The sequence below is a fragment of the Streptococcus infantis genome (assembly GCF_047460685.1).
GTDB lineage: Bacteria > Bacillota > Bacilli > Lactobacillales > Streptococcaceae > Streptococcus > Streptococcus infantis_AD.
Genome location: NZ_JASHFS010000025.1, coordinates 1 through 16,522, shown reverse-complemented (window position 1 = coordinate 16,522; position 16,522 = coordinate 1). Strand labels below are relative to the sequence as shown.

The window sequence follows — 16,522 nt, the reverse complement described above, 5'->3', positions numbered from 1 at the left end:
AAGTTGTCTAAAGCTCTCTCCTTTCTTTCTTAATTCATATATTTGAACTTTATCTTCATAAGTTAATTTCATAATAAAAACACCCCAAAAGTTAGATTTTTATGTCTAACTTTTGGGGTGCAGTTCATAATACTAGCAAACCTTTTTTATTAATCTTATCTCTTAATATCTTTGTTTATAAGGCTTATTAAAGGCTTCTAAGATATCTGATGGAGTTTCTGCATAAGGTTTCACTTCTTTGAAATCTCCCTTCACGATAATCCGTTCTGTGGCATTGTAGTCTACACAGGTTACCAAGGTAATTTCTTTGATTCCCTCACGGTCTTCTATTTCATCAACGCGGTCAGGTGTAACGTGTTTGACTTCACGAATGACATAGGTATAAACCTTTTCCTTATCAGTCAAATAAATTTTCATCCCTTCTTTGGCATTGACCAAAGGTGAAAAGAGCATCTGACTGGCATTTTCAGCTGTAAAAATATGGTGACTAGCGAGAGAATAATTTCCCTCTCCCATTTTTTGATTTGGTTTCATGGTTCCTGCCCCATAGAACAAGTTCACATTATCTAAACCTTTAAAGATAGGTAGGTTAATCTCTACTTCAGGAATGGCAATTCCACCAATAACAGGAAGTTGTTGGGCATCCCACTGCGAAGATAAAACCGCTTCAGATGAGATAGCCTTCACTGAATCGAAATCAAAATTTCCTTCTGTATCCTGATTTTCTTCTAATTTTTCTTTTGATACCTGACTTACTTGGTACTTATTAGTATTCCAAACCATAAAAATATCACGGATTTTAGCGTTAAAAATCAAAGCGATTGATAGCAGTATCAGAAATCCTGCCAATATATTGATCAACAGATTTTTTCGTTTATTTTTCTTTTTATTGATTTTTTTAGACATTATGCTTCACTTTCTGTTTCCTGTTCTGCCCCAACTTCTTCTTTTTCTGCTGCTGCAACACTTGTAAAAGTCACAATCTTAGCATCTTGATCTAGACGCATCACTTTTACTCCCATAGTTGAACGTCCCGTTTGTGAAATATTGGCAACATTGGTTCGAATCATGACACCTGTGTCAGTGATAATCATCAGATCTTCATCCCCTTTTACTGTTAAGAGACCAGCCAGAGGACCATTTTTTTCAGTAACATTGGCTGTTTTCATTCCCTTACCGGCACGCCCTTTTGTTGGATATTCAGTCGCAACTGTGCGCTTACCGTATCCTTTCTCAGTAATGATAAGGACTTCATCTTGGTCAGTAATCACCCTTGCTCCAACTACAGCATCACCTTCACGAAGGTTTACCCCTTTAACACCAGTGGCAATACGACTCATGCTACGAACTGAAGACTGACTGAAACGAACTGCATAGCCTAATCTGGTTCCGATGATGATATCTGTGTCTTTTTCAGTTAGTAAGACATTAATCAACTCATCCTCATCTTTCAGATTTAAGGCTTTGAGACCATTTTGACGAATGTTGGCAAATTCTTTGACACTGGTTCTTTTGACAATACCTGCGCGAGTTGTAAAGAAGAGATAAGCATCATCACTACGTTCTGATTCAACATTGATAATGGTTTGAATGCTTTCACCTTCATCCAGTTTCAAAAGATTGACAACTGGCAACCCTTTGGCTGTACGACCGTATTCTGGAATTTCATATCCCTTAAGACGATAAACACGTCCTTTATTGGTGAAGAATAGCAAATGATCGTGAGTGCTGGTTGAAACCAATTCACGCACAAAGTCATCGTCCTTAACTCCAGTTCCTTGAACGCCACGTCCACCACGTTTTTGAGCTGTAAATTCGTCTTGGTCCAAACGTTTGATGTAACCTTTATTTGATAGAGTGATGAGAACATCAGACTCTTCAATCAAGTCTTCATCTTCAAGAGTCAAGACTTCACCAACCATCAACTCAGTACGACGTGGATCGCCAAACTTACGTTTGACCTCATCCAATTCTTCCTTGATGATTTGCGCTACACGTTCTGGTTTTGCAAGAATGTCTGCCAAGTCAGCAATCAAGGCAATAAGCTCATCATACTCTGACTGAATCTTGTCACGTTCCAAACCTGTCAATCGACGGAGACGCATATCAAGAATTGCCTGACTTTGACGTTCAGATAGTTTGAACTTGCTCATCAATTCAGCTTGGGCTTCTGCATCCGTTTCACTGGCACGAATAATGCGAATAACTTCATCAATATGGTCCAGAGCAATCAACAAACCTTCTAAGATGTGTGCACGTGCTTCAGCTTTCTCTTTGTCAAATTGAGTACGACGAGTCACCACTTCTTTTTGGTGCTCAATATAAGCATCCAAGATTTGACGAAGTGAGAGAATCTTTGGTACACCATTCTGGATAGCTAGCATGTTAAATCCAAAGCTAGTTTGCATTTGAGTCATCTTGAACAAGTTGTTCAAGATAACATTGGCAGAAGCATCACGCTTCACTTCGATAACAAAGCGAACACCCTCACGGTTAGATTCGTCACGAACAGCTGTAATACCTTCGATACGTTTTTCTTGAACTAAACGCACAATATGTTCATGGACTTTAGTCTTGTTGACCATGTATGGAAATTCTGTTACAACGATACGTTCGCGACCAGTCTTAGTTTCTTCGATTTCAGTACGAGAACGAAGCACAATCGATCCTTTACCAGTTTCGTAGGCCTTATGAATACCTGATTTCCCCATAACAAGGGCACCAGTTGGGAAATCTGGACCAGGAAGAACTTCCATTAATTCCTTGGTTGTGACTTCTGGATTATCCATCACTAACTTAACAGCATCAATGGTTTCACCCAAGTTATGTGGCGGAATATTAGTCGCCATACCAACAGCGATACCTGTAGCTCCATTGACCAAAAGATTTGGAAAACGAGCTGGTAAAACAACAGGTTCACGTTCATTGGCATCATAGTTATCAACAAAATCAACGGTATTTTTATTGATGTCACGAAGCATTTCAAGAGCAATCTTACTCATACGTGCTTCGGTATAACGCTGAGCTGCGGCACCATCACCATCCATGGAACCAAAGTTCCCATGCCCATCTACAAGCATGTAACGGTAACTCCACCATTGCGCCATACGAACCATAGCTTCGTAGATAGATGAGTCACCGTGCGGGTGGTATTTACCCATGACATCCCCTGTAATACGGGCAGATTTCTTATGAGGTTTATCTGGTGTCACACCCAATTCGTTCATACCGTATAGAATACGACGATGAACTGGTTTCAACCCATCTCGAACATCAGGAAGGGCCCGCGATACGATAACACTCATGGCGTAGTCGATAAAGCTGGTCTTCATCTCCTTTGTCAGATTGACATTCACTAAATTTTTATCTTGCATTAACAAATGCCTCATTTCACTATTAGTAACTAGATATATTATACCATAGTTTGACCTAGATTTCAGTCTTCCAATCCGACTAAAACGTTTACATGGCCAAGTGGATGTTATATCCGTGACAAAGCTATTTAAAAGTGATAGAATGAAACTAAACGGGGGAAGCCCTTAAAAAATGAAGGAGATGTTTAGACAAATGACATTAACTAAACAACACAAAAAAGTTATCCTTGTCGGTGACGGTGCCGTAGGATCATCATACGCTTTTGCTCTTGTTAACCAAGGAATTGCACAAGAACTTGGTATCATTGAAATTCCTCAATTGTTTGAAAAAGCTGTTGGTGATGCTGAAGACCTTAGCCACGCGCTTGCTTTTACTTCACCTAAGAAAATTTATGCAGCTAAGTATGAAGACTGTGCGGACGCTGACCTTGTAGTTATCACTGCTGGTGCTCCACAAAAACCAGGTGAAACTCGTCTTGACCTTGTTGGTAAAAACCTTGCTATCAACAAATCAATCGTTGAACAAGTTGTTGCTTCTGGTTTCGACGGTATCTTCCTTGTTGCAGCTAACCCAGTTGACGTTTTGACTTACTCAACTTGGAAATTCTCAGGTTTCCCTAAAGAACGTGTTATCGGTTCAGGTACTTCACTTGACTCAGCTCGTTTCCGTCAAGCACTTGCTGAAAAAATCGGCGTTGATGCTCGTTCAGTTCACGCCTACATCATGGGTGAACACGGTGACTCTGAGTTTGCTGTTTGGTCACACGCTAACGTTGCCGGTGTAAAATTGGAACAATGGTTGCAAGCTAACCGTGACTTGGATGAAGCTGACCTTGTAGAACTCTTCATCTCAGTTCGTGATGCTGCTTACTCAATCATCAACAAAAAAGGTGCAACATACTATGGTATCGCAGTAGCCCTTGCTCGTATTACAAAAGCTATCCTTGATGATGAAAATGCTGTTCTTCCACTTTCAGTATTCCAAGAAGGTCAATACGGAGTTGAAAACGTCTTTATCGGTCAACCAGCTATCGTTGGTGCACACGGTATCGTTCGTCCAGTTAACATCCCATTGAACGATGCTGAAACTCAAAAAATGCAAGCTTCAGCTAAAGAATTACAAGCTATTATTGATGAAGCTTGGAAAAACCCTGAATTCCAAGCAGCTTCAAAAAACTAATTTAAGTTAGAAAAAATGTCTAGACGATTTGTCTAGACATTTTTATATTTCATTACTTTATTTCATTTGAGCAAAAGCTGCTTCTGCATCTGCGTTACTAATCGCACCTAATTGAATCTTAGCAATTTTACCCTGTGAATCAATTAGATACTCTGTAGGGATGCTTCGAATTTGATAATCTTGAAAAACAGCTCCTTTTGTATCATATAAAACAGGGATGTCTTTATAACCTTGTTCTTCAAACCACTTTGGAAATTGGTCTATCGTTTTTTCACCTTGAAGCCCTGGCGCAATGACAGATAAAATTTCGAAACCACGATCTTCCTTAGCAGCAAGCTCCATCAATTCTGGCATACTCTTCTTGCATGGTCCACACCAAGATGCCCAAAATTTAAGATAAACTTTTTTACCTTTAAAATCAGATAATTTCACTTCTTTTCCATCCATAGATTGAAGGGTGAAATCAGGTGCTTCTGCTCCAATAGCTACTTGCTTCACAGGAGCTTGTTGTGTCTGATTTGATTGATTTTGTGGACTTGATTTTTTCTCTTCCTTGCCACAAGCAATCAGAAGAAAGAGAGACAAGAAACTAAGTCCAAAATAGATAATTTTTTTCATAGATAACTCCTTTTATCCTAATATTCCAGATAAGACATTTAACTGTCCCAACATTAATAAAATTCCCATGAGAATGATCAATAAACCACCAATCTTCTTCAATAAAAGTATGTGGGATTTGATTCTACTAAAATAAGGCATGACAAGACCTGATGCCAAGGCCAGAACTAAAAATGGAAGTGCCATTCCAAGAGTGTAAATGAGGGTTAATAAGGCCCCCTGAAGAGCTCCATTTCCTCCTGAGGCAGCCAGTGCTAAAACAGAACTTAAAACTGGGCCTATACATGGAGTCCAGCCAAAACTGAAGCTGATACCCAATAAAAAGGCCGACAAATATTTACTAGACTGTTTTTGCTTAAATGTCACTGTTTTTTGTATCTCTAATTTTTGTAGATGAAGAATTTCCATCTGATGCAATCCCAGTATGATAATCATGATTCCCATGACATAACGGAACCAGTCAGCATAAAGTAAATTCCCAAGGAATCCTGCTCCAAATCCAAGAATAAAGAAAATGAGAGAGATACCCGCAATGAAACAGAGGGTACGAATCAATCCTGACCAGGCAACATCTTTACCCAAAAAACGAAATGTCTTTGACTCCTCTTGATCATCTAGCAGAACACCTGCGTAAACTGGTAACAAGGGAAAGATACAGGGAGAAAAGAATGACAAGACTCCGGCTATAAAGACAGAAATAAAAAATAAAATACTTTCCAATTAAGAACCTTCTTTCATATAGTCATCTTTTATTTTACTATAAAAGAAAACGTTTGTAAGATATCTGCTACGTAAATTTATTTTCAACTTGAGAGAATCAAAAAAAGGAGCTCAGCTCCTTTTTTGATTAATAAGTTCCCTCTTCACCTTGACTTGTCAAGATTACAGGCCCATCTTTTGTAATAACAAACTGATGCTCGTACTGACATGATAGACCGCCGTCGATAGTTTTGTGAGCCCAGCCTGTTTTCATATCTGTATCGATTTCCCAATCACCAGTATTGATCATAGGTTCGATTGTCAAAACCATACCTTCACGAAGGCGGAGACCACGACCTGCGATACCATAGTTAGGCACCATTGGTTCTTCATGCATAGTTGGACCAACACCGTGTCCTACAAGATCACGAACAACTCCGTAACCACGACTTTCAGCATATTCCTGAATAGCAGCTCCAATATCTCCAATACGATTTCCTACAACAGCCTGCTCAATTCCCTTATACATAGCTTCTTTGGTAACATCCATCAAGTTTTTAACTTCTTCTGACGGTTTGCCAACAGCGTATGCCCAACAAGAATCAGCTAATCCACCTGTAAAGTTTTGAGTATATTTTTTCATCTGCTCAACGTTGTTAAAATTGAGTTTAGAAACATTGAGGTCGGACTTAGCGATTGGCCCACCAAGGACCATATCAACCTTGAGCAAATCGCCTTCCTTCAAAACATAGTGGCGTGGAAAAGCATGGGCTACTTCGTCATTAAGCGAACAACAAGTTGCGTATGGATAATCCATCATTGCTCCATCAACACCGATTTGTAAAGGGAGGAAATTTTCTTCTTTACAACGACGACGCACATATTCTTCTACTTCCCACATATCTACACCTGGTTTGATGATGTCACGCAAACCGATGTGAATACTGGCAAGAAAATCGCCAGCCTTATCCATTGCTTCGATTTCTCTAGCTGATTTTAATGTAATCATGTTTTCTCCTAGTTTTAATTAATTTTTACAGTAACATTTGCTTTTGATACGATTTGATGATTGATATAAATATCATAGTCGATAATGGCTGACCTTCTCGTATGATGAATAATTCTAGCCTGAATTCGCAAGATATCATCAATCTGAACAGCCTGTAAAAAGTAAATCAACATCTGTTCAATGATGAGGTTACGTCCGCTATTCACGACCAGATCCTGCGTCATATGGGTCAATATTTCTGAAAGAACTCCATTTGCAAGGACTCCATTTTTTTCCAACATAAATGGTTCAACCGTAATGACAACTTCATCATGGTGGTAAGATAACTTCTGACCAACCTGTTCTGAAAATGTTGGTAATGCTGAAACTTGAGAGCGGCTCATCTTTTCCATGACATCCCGTCTAGTAATAACACCAAGTAAGGTTTGATTGCTACGAACAACAGGTACCATTTCAAAGTCTTCAGCAATCATTCTCTGGCTAACATTAGCGATATTCGTCGCTAAACCAGTCATATAGACAGTCCTTGTCATGACCTTATCAATGGTCGTTCCTGGAGATTTATCACCTGCATCACGCATAGTAACTACACCAACAACAACCTGATGCTGATTAATGACAGGGAAACGGCTCGTTCTATTCTTACGAACCAAGTCTAGATAATCTTTGACAGTATCCGTTTCCTGTAGAAATCCATATTCATGACTAGTACGATAGATTTTTTCAACCGTCAAAATATCTGTCTTGATCTGAACGTTGGACAAAGCTCTGTTGATCATAGTCGCAATTGTAAATGTATCATGCTTACTGCGCAATACTGGAATATTTTTCTTATTGGCAGATTCTAAAACATCTTCGTGAACTTCAAATCCACCTGTTACCAAGACAGCATTTTCATTTTCAAGTGCTAATAACTGAATACGTGTTCGATCTCCTACGATAAGTAAGCCGCCATCATGAAGATAAGAAAGAATATTCTTTTCAGTCATTGCCCCAATGGAGAATTTACTAAATTCTCTGTCCAATCCAGCTTGACCAGCTAAAACTTCCGAGCCTGTAACTTCTGCAATTTCTGCGAACGTTAATTTCTCAATAGCTACTTTTTTTGACTTTACACGTACTGTTCCACTTCGAGGACGTGTTTCAACAAGTCCCCTATTTTCAGCTTCTTTGATAGCCCGATATGCCGTACCATCACTTACTCCCAGCCGATTTGAAATACTACGAACACTGACACGCTTCCCAACTGGTAATTCTTCCAAGTAGGCTAATATTTCTTGGTGTTTACTCATTTAGATTTCCTTTTGTATAACGGAATTCTAGATAATCCCGCATCTTTCGGGTATAACGATCGCTACCTTTAAAACGACGATAAAGAACAAAATTTGATTTTTCTGCTACTTTCTGACTAGCAACATTTTCTAGATGTGTCACAATCGAAAGTTGCTTCAAGGCAAACTCGTTCATGGATAAATCTCGTAATTTGGTAACTGCTTCAGTCATATAACCCTGAGACCAATAGTCTTTCTTTAAAAAATAGCCAATTTCAGCTTCTTTCTTAATTTCATCAAGTTTTTCAAACTTGATAGCTCCAATCATTCTTTGCTCTTTTTTATCACAAATAGCCCAAATCCCCAAAGGTGATTTCATAAAATAATTGGCAAGAGCATACTGACTTTCTTCAATACTTGCTTGTGCAGGAAAGATAAATTGGAGATTTTCAGGATCTGATGCAAGTTGATGAAAATCATCTATATCTGTAAAAAAGAAGGGACGGAAATACAAACGTTCCGTCTCATAGAAAGAAAATTTTGCTAATTTAGTCCAGATATTCATTACAATCCTCAAATTGCTAATCTTCGATTAGCTCAATATCTGCTCCAAGATTACGCAATTTTTCGATAATATTCGAGTAGCCTCGAAGGATGAATTCAACATTGGTAATCTCTGTTTTTCCTTCAGCCATCAAGCCAGCAATAACCAAGGCAGCTCCAGCACGTAGGTCTGTCGCCTTAACTTTTGCACCCTGCAAAGGATTTCCACCCTTATAAAGGATGTGGTCGTTTGTTGTTGAAATATCTGCATTCATTTTGGCTAATTCAAAAACATGGTTGACACGTTTTTCATAGATTGTATCAATCAATGTGCCACGACCTTCTGCTTTTAAAAGCAAAGGAGTAATAGGCTGTTGAAGATCTGTTGCGAAACCTGGATAAGGAGCTGTCTTGATATTAACAGCCTTTAGATTTGTTTGCTCTTCGACGAAAATACTGTCTTCAGAAACAGTCATGTGAACACCCATTTCTTCAAGTTTAGCAATAAATCCTTCTAAATGCTCATAAAGTACATTATTAATTCGAATCCCATGACCTACTGCAGCAGCCAATGAAATATATGTACCTGCTTCGATACGGTCAGGGATGACTTGGTGACGTGTTCCATGAAGGCTATCTACACCATCAATAGTAATCATATCCGTACCTGCGCCACGAATGTGAGCTCCCATATTGTTTAATAATGTAGCCACATCAATGATTTCAGGTTCGCGAGCAGCATTTTCAATAACTGTTCGACCTTTAGATTTTACTGCTGCTAGCATCGTATTGATTGTCGCACCAACACTAACAGTATCCATATAGATATGCGCACCATGTAGACTTGATCCTTGGGTTGAGAGATTCATATTATCTCCCTCGTAGGTTGTCTTAGCTCCCATAGCTTCAAATGCTTTTAAATGCAAATCAATCGGACGTGGTCCTAGGTCACACCCTCCAGGCAAACCTACAGTTGCTTCACCAAAACGTCCTAAAAGACTACCATAGAAATAATAAGACGCACGCAAGCTATTAATTTTACCATAAGGCATTGGTTTATTTTGAACACCACGAGGATCAATCTCAAGAACATCGTCATAACGCTTGACACTAGCTCCCATGATCTCCATAATCTCAATAAGACTAGCTACATCAGAGATGTCTGGAACACAATCCAAAATCACAACATCATCTGATAAAATAATGGCAGGAATCAAGGCAACGACACTATTTTTAGCACCACTAATCGTAATTTCACCTTTCAATGGTCTCCCACCGTTAATGACAATTTTTTTCATTTTATACTCTTTCACTATTTATTAAGAAGGTCTCACCCTATATTATACCATATTTCTTACTAATAGCCAATCCTATAAAATAATTAACAAACGTCTCACACTTAATTCCACCATAAAAATCCGTTTTAGACTAATTTCCACTTTGGTCAGGAAAGTGGAAGTTACTTTGAGAAATTACCCTCAAGATTTTGACAATCTCAATATCATCACAGTTCTGGAAGGTAGAACACAATCCATCATCCAAAATCATTTTCTTAAATATGAGAGTTCTGTCCGAAGTCGCGTCAAAATCATTACTATGGATATGTTTAGCCCTTATTATGACTTGACTAGACAACTTCGCTTTCGAATTTCTAGGCTCAGGCTGAAACAGTCTACGAGACTGTTTCACTCCCAAACGCTAAAATCGTTCTGGATCGCTTTTACATTGTACAACATCTAAGCCGTGCTATGAGTCGTGTGCGTGTCCAAATTATGAATCAATCAGGATAGTCGTAAACTGAGTGATAAACGTTTTTATCGCCCTACTTTTCGTATGCATTTAACCAATAAGGAAATCCTAAACAAGCTTTTGAGCTATTCCGAAGACTTGAAACACCACTATCATCTCTATCAACTCTTGCTTTTCCACTTTCAGAATAAGGAGCCGAAGAAATTCTTTGGACTCATTGAGGACAATCTAAAGCTGGTTCATCCTCTTTTTCAGACTGTCTTTAAAACCTTTCTAAAGGACAAAGAGAAAATTGTCAACGCTCTTCAACTACCCTATTCTAACGCCAAACTGGAAGCCACTAATAATCTAATCAAACTTATTAAACGCAATGCCTTTGGTTTTCAGAACTTTGAAAACTTCAAAAAACGCATTTTTATCGCTCTGAACATCAAAAAAGAAAGGACGAAATTTGTCCTTTCTCGAGATTAGCTTTTCTTCAACCCACTACAGTTGACAAAGAGCCAAAAAACTTGTCCCTTTTATATTTTAAACAATGGATTTAAGAAACCATCTGTGTTTTGTAATAATTTCTTATAAACTTTCCACTTGAGGCCTTCGGTATGCTTGAAACCACCTTCTTTCAAGTCTTTCTCAACAGCAGTGTTAAATAAGTTTTGAAGTTGAGCGTAAGTTGAAATCTTAGAACCGTCTACTTCAATCTCAACAAAGCCTTTCTGTGCTTTCGCATACACTTCATGATACCAATGTTTCTTCCACTCTTCGAGGTTTTGGAATTGATTATTAGAAACTTTCTTGATAATGAAATCATCACCTAAAAGCCCTTTATTTTCTCTGTTGGCATCACCTTTTAACTTGTTAGAAACATAAGGGATAAAGCCATTCTCATAACCATAGTAACCCCACATACGGAAAGTATTGTGTTTAAAGGAAATAGAACCTACGGTGCTTCGACTCGTATTCCCGCCAAAGATACCTGCCATCATATTGACCGTTTGATAAGCACTATCAAAACCTTCCGTACGGAAGCGACCGTTATTTGGCATACCATGAAGAGTTACAAAGTTATTATCTACCAACTTGTCAATGCTATCAATTGGTAATTTCTTCTCTTCTTCCGTCAAATCACGTAATTTGTCCCACTGGTGTGGTTCTCCAATTAAACGATTTCTATCCGCATTTGTACGCCATTCTTTATCCATCTTCTTGAACCACTTAGAGTTATCAGATAACTTCTGCTTAATAACGGCAGTAGCTTCTAAGTAATCTAACATCATCATAGACTCATTGTAGTTTTTCATATAACTATCAATCTTGTCTCGACTGTCTAACTTAGCTGGATCATAATTGTAGTACTGCTCACCATCATTTTTACGCTCATAAGCCATGTTGATACCCAGAGCTTTATACTCACTATTCGGAGTAGATTTATCAGGGGTTTGTAACATACCTTGAGCAAAGGCTTCTAAGTCAGTACCTTCACGATGCCAATCTCCACCATAGTAAGCCATACGGTCGTTTATGTGAGTTGTTTCATGTGTAAAGGCTGAAATACCAAACTGACTAATCATGTCAGTTACCATGAAGTAAACCTGATCATCTTTCCATGGACGTTCATAAATTTTTGCCATCGCTCCCATCGCTCCGTTAACTTGATGCCAACGATCAGTTGGGCCAAATAGCTCACGAATAGGAGTTGCAACCTTGCCATCTGAACCATAACCACGGCGACTAGCATTCTTAATACCGCTATAATTTTGATTATCCCAAACAGGCGTTGGTACGGAGTTTTGACTCTTCAAGAGCTGATTACGAACTTTTGGTAAGGCTAAACGAGACCAAAAGTCTAAATATCTTTGTTGAGCTTTCGCTACTTTGTTTATCTCCTCTTTGAAAGCATTTCGTTCTTCTTCCGTATTATTCCCATATTTTTCAAAAGAACTGAATGCCAACGTGTTGTAAGTAGAAATGACAAAAATATGTGCTTTCTTCAAGTTGAGTAACGGTAAAATCATGCGACTATGCACGTCATTGTTCAAACCGTCATAGATACGATGGCGCTTGTCTTTGAAATCCTCTGTAGTCGTCTCAGGCTCAGAAACATAAACGTTCTTTGCAGCATGAATAAACCAGTCATTTAAGTCGGTGTACTTAGTGAATAAACGCATGTTATAGCCTAACAAGCCATTTAATTCACCTTTTCCAATAGTACCACCAATAACTTCACGATAAGCTTCTAAACTTCTATCTCCTTTTAAATTCTTTTCTGCTGAACCTATACGAATCAAGAAATCTAAAATACTTGGTGTTTTACCATAAAAGTCTGGTTTAAACATCATCAAATGCTTAAAGTTCAAGCCATCATAGTCGATACCATAATAACGATTTAGATAAGTCAAGGCTAATATAATCTTAGCTTTATTATCTTCAACTTTCTTGAGAAGCGCCTTCTCAGCCACTTCATCACTGTTCAGTTGATGGTCTTCATTTTCTAACAAGGACTTCACTAACTTATCTAACGTCTCTCTAACCTCAGCGAAGCTTTCTTCTAGGTATAGAGATGAAGGGTTATTTGTAATAGCTTTAACCTCAGCAGAGTCTAAAGCAACAGAACTCAACTTCTCTTTAACTTTCGTAATCAAGGAATCTCTGTTCTTATCAACCATATTAGGAGTGTAAACTACACCTAAACCATCTACATTATATTCTTTGACTTGTTTTACCTTAGAGTCCGAAACCGCAGATACCCCAAATTCTTCTTTGGTTCCATCGGCATAGTGAATCATGATTTTATCCACACTTGATAAATCAGTGACAAATTGCCCTGCTTTCATACCTGTTACAGACAGAACAGTTTTCTTAACAAGATTGGACTCATCTGTTAACTTATTCCCTTGGTTTACAATCCACTCTTTGTTATAAAATGGTTGCAGTTTTTCCAAGTTTCGATAAGCTAGGTTTCTTGTTTCTTGGTAGTCCTGAATCGCTTTATATTCAGAATCTCTATCAACGATACGATTTAACTTGTTTACAACTGGATCTTGAATAGCGAAGGTATTCGCAGTAATCCCCATATTAGCGATTTTGGCGTCTGCTTCGGCTTGAGAGATAGACTGAATCTGTTTCGAACGCTTGTAGGTACTTTCTCCAGTAGCAACACCTTTTACATAATAATTATTTTTGAAGTAGTCAAAACCAAAGTATGGGTCACCGTCAATAGAACCTGAACCATACATAATTTCACCGTTATTGACTTTCATCATACTAATATTATTCTCAACCCAACCCCAGTCATAGTTTTCGTGAACTAAACCACCACTTTGACCATGATTTTTCAGAGTCATAGTACCTTTAACAACAGAATTTGTCAAACGACCTTTTTGTTTAACATCCCACTGATTACTTCCGTGATTGACTTTAGCTACTAAACCACCAAACTTAGAATTGTTACCTACAATATCACCGTCAAAATAAACACTATCCGTGTTACTTCGCCAACTTTCGCTGACAAGTCCACCAGACCACCAGCCTTTATCTCCAAGACTGTTAATCTTGCCAATAAAAGCTACATTGCGCATATTAGCTTCGTCTAACTTATTAACAGCACCGGTTACATCGTTATTTCCTGTTACTGAACCTACTACTTTGATATTCTCAAGTGTAGACTTCTTAAACATATTACCAATAGGTGCAACTTTATCAGCCCAAGGCATGTTTATATTTACATTACCTAAGTTAAAGTTTTTGAGTGTAGCACCTTCAGCCTCATTAAACAAAGGTCTTTCTAAGTTATGAATCGTGTACTGATGATTCTCTACACTTGATAAAGTACCTCTAAACTTAGCCATAACATAAGCTTTACCTGCTGGCTTAACGTTAACTGCATTCAAATCTGCACCAAGTTTAAACTCACCGGTAGGATTTGCTTGCATATCTTTTGCTAAATCATGGAAGTTGTAATAAACCTTATCCTCGGTAGCCCTCGGTTTTTCAAGATAATAAGTGTAAGTATCTCTTAACTTACCGTCTTTATCACGTTGAACTAAGTCAGGTGCTTTTGCCGTTATCTTGTAAAGCTGCTTACCTTCCTCAATGACCTCTTCAATCTTATCAATTGCTAAACGAGTCACTTTGTTTTCTCTGGAGGTTACTTTTAAGTAATAGTTGTTAACATTACTTGGAAGAGATGTTAAATGATTACTATCGCTTTCGACACCGCTTTCGTTTACTTGTACGAGACTGGTATTTGCAATATCTTTCAACTCAACTTTCTTTAAATCTAAGCGTAAAGGTTTATCTTCCAAAGTCGATACTTCTGCACCCTTACCTACATCATAAGTCATAGTGGTTGAAATCGTATAATCTTTGTAATAGTCTAAGTTCTCTAATACTTGAGATAAGTTATCGATTTTTAAATCAAGCGTTTTTACAATTTTTCCACCTTCTTTGATAGTCGCTACAATGCGTGTAATTGTAGCATTGTCTTGATTTTCTAGATTGTAGTTAATTGTAGCAGACTTAGCTAAAACATCCTTAGATACAGTGGTCAGAGTCAAAACAGGAGCTGTTTTTTCTTTTGGCTTTTCTTTTGTACCTTTTACAAGAATTTCAGGCTTCATTTCTTTTAACACAGTTACGGTTTCAACTGGTTCACTGATTTTTTTGCCATGTAACTCTTCATAGCTAGTAACAATTTGACGTTCGCCGTCCTCACCAACTTGTTTAACAGAATCATCACCTATAAATTTGGTAGGATCAGATTCTTCTGTGATAGTTTTAGGAATAGTCTCTGTACGAATATCAGTATGTAAAGCAGGAAGCTCTTCTCTCTCTGGAGCAACGTCAGGAACTGTAGCTAGTGGATCAGTATACTCTGAGATTTCAATAACCGGCGGATCAATTAAGTTTCCTGTTTCATCTACTCCTGTTGTACCTACAGATTCCGTGTATTCTGGCTTCTCGGACTTGGGTGCTTCTTCTGGAACTGTGCCTACCGGTTCAGTGTATGCTGGTTTTTTATGAACTTCTGGCTCACCTTTGTCAGTCACAACAGCTTCGGGTAACGCTGGTTGAACTTCCGGTTCGCCTTTGTCAGTCACAACAGCTTCGGGTAAGGCTGGTTGAACTTCCGGTTCGCCTTTTTCAGTCACAACAGCTTCTGGTAATGCCGGTTGAACTTCCGGTTCGCCTTTGTCAGTCACAACAGCTTCGGGTAACGCTGGTTGAACTTCCGGTTCGCCTTTTTCAGTCACAACAGCTTCGGGTAATGCCGGTTGAACTTCCGGCTCGCCTTTGTCAGTCACAATAGCTTCCGGCAACGCTGGTTGAACTTCCGGTTCTACAAGGTTTGTACCTATTGGTTGCGTATAGTCAGGTTTCTCAGCTTTAGGTGCTTCGTCAGGCACTGTGCCTATCGGTTCAGTATATTCTGGTTTTTCATGAACTTCAGGCTCAACCAGATTACCACCAACTGGTGCTGTATATTCTGGTTTCTCTGCTTTAGGTGCTTCGTCTGGAACCATACCCACAGGATCAGTGTACTCTGGTTTCTCAGCTTTAGGTGCTTCGTCTGGAACTGTGCCTATCGGTTCAGTATATTCTGGTTTTTCATGAATTTCAGGCTCAACCAGATTAGCACCAACTGGTGCTGTATGCTCTGGTTTCTCAGCCTTAGGAGCCTCATCTGGAACTGTACCTACTGGTGCAGTGTACTTTGGTTTGTCTGATGTAGGTGCTTCGTCTGGAGCCATACCTACAGGTTGAGTGTACTCTGGTTTGTCTGATGTAGGTGCTTCGTCAGGAACCATACCTACAGGCTCAGTGTACTCTGGCTTCTCTGATTTAGGTGCTTCGTCTGGAACTGTGCCTATCGGTTCAGTATATTCTGGTTTTTCATGAATTTCAGGCTCAACCAGATTAGCACCAACTGGTGCTGTATGTTCTGGTTTCTCTGCCTTAGGAGCCTCATCTGGAACTGTACCTACTGGTGCAGTGTACTTTGGTTTGTCTGATGTAGGTGCTTCGTCTGGAGCCATACCTACAGGTTGAGTGTACTCTGGTTTGTCTGATGTAGGTGCTT

General features: G+C 38.8%; 10 protein-coding genes and 1 pseudogene. 2 read left to right on the top strand and 9 right to left on the bottom strand.

Annotated features, from left to right (window positions below):
• Nucleotides 1-162: 162 nt before the first annotated feature.
• Both QM917_RS10045 and gyrA read right to left on the bottom strand, forming a co-directional pair.
• A complete protein-coding gene (locus QM917_RS10045; RefSeq protein ID WP_153225724.1) occupies nt 163-906 on the bottom strand; it encodes a class A sortase in 744 nt (247 codons plus the stop codon).
• A complete protein-coding gene (gene gyrA / locus QM917_RS10040) occupies nt 906-3,374 on the bottom strand; it encodes a DNA gyrase subunit A (RefSeq protein WP_075232434.1) in 2,469 nt (822 codons plus the stop codon). Before gyrA ends, QM917_RS10045 begins: the two co-directional genes overlap by 1 nt.
• A 193-nt stretch (nt 3,375-3,567) precedes the next feature.
• Between gyrA and QM917_RS10035 the strand changes: the two genes are divergently transcribed.
• Entirely contained in the window at nt 3,568-4,554 is a 987-nt protein-coding gene (locus QM917_RS10035) for an L-lactate dehydrogenase (protein WP_000176425.1), read from the top strand.
• A 57-nt stretch (nt 4,555-4,611) separates the two neighbouring features.
• Here QM917_RS10035 and sdbB read toward each other — a convergent pair whose 3' ends face one another.
• The 6 genes from sdbB to QM917_RS10005 all read right to left on the bottom strand — a co-directional run bounded on the left by sdbB (nt 4,612) and on the right by QM917_RS10005 (nt 9,992).
• Nucleotides 4,612-5,172 carry a thiol-disulfide oxidoreductase-associated lipoprotein SdbB gene (gene sdbB / locus QM917_RS10030; RefSeq protein ID WP_311523642.1) on the bottom strand — a complete coding sequence of 187 codons (561 nt, stop codon included), beginning with the start codon at nt 5,170-5,172 and terminating at the stop codon, nt 4,612-4,614.
• A gap of 12 nt (nt 5,173-5,184) precedes the next feature.
• Complete coding sequence (gene ccdA2 / locus QM917_RS10025) at nt 5,185-5,892, bottom strand: thiol-disulfide oxidoreductase-associated membrane protein CcdA2 (RefSeq protein WP_414285656.1); 708 nt, start codon at nt 5,890-5,892, stop codon at nt 5,185-5,187.
• A 127-nt stretch (nt 5,893-6,019) separates the two neighbouring features.
• Complete coding sequence (locus tag QM917_RS10020; RefSeq protein ID WP_049508372.1) at nt 6,020-6,880, bottom strand: methionyl aminopeptidase; 861 nt, start codon at nt 6,878-6,880, stop codon at nt 6,020-6,022.
• A 14-nt stretch (nt 6,881-6,894) separates the two neighbouring features.
• Entirely contained in the window at nt 6,895-8,172 is a 1,278-nt protein-coding gene (gene spxR / locus QM917_RS10015) for a CBS-HotDog domain-containing transcription factor SpxR (protein WP_061863167.1), read from the bottom strand.
• Nucleotides 8,165-8,716, bottom strand: a complete 552-nt coding sequence (locus tag QM917_RS10010; protein WP_414285654.1) for a GNAT family N-acetyltransferase — start codon at nt 8,714-8,716, stop codon at nt 8,165-8,167. The genes spxR and QM917_RS10010 overlap by 8 nt, the downstream gene beginning before the upstream one ends.
• A gap of 16 nt (nt 8,717-8,732) precedes the next feature.
• Nucleotides 8,733-9,992: a UDP-N-acetylglucosamine 1-carboxyvinyltransferase gene (locus QM917_RS10005; RefSeq protein ID WP_414285652.1), complete on the bottom strand. Its 1,260-nt coding sequence runs from the start codon at nt 9,990-9,992 to the stop codon at nt 8,733-8,735.
• A gap of 181 nt (nt 9,993-10,173) precedes the next feature.
• Here QM917_RS10005 and QM917_RS10000 point away from each other — a divergent pair.
• Nucleotides 10,174-10,914 (top strand): annotated as a pseudogene (locus tag QM917_RS10000) (transposase); the annotation flags it as partial.
• A 50-nt stretch (nt 10,915-10,964) separates the two neighbouring features.
• Here the strand turns inward: QM917_RS10000 and QM917_RS09995 are convergent.
• Nucleotides 10,965-16,522, bottom strand: a 5,558-nt coding sequence (locus QM917_RS09995) for an SIALI-17 repeat-containing surface protein (RefSeq protein WP_414285650.1), incomplete at its 5' end; no start/stop codon positions are given.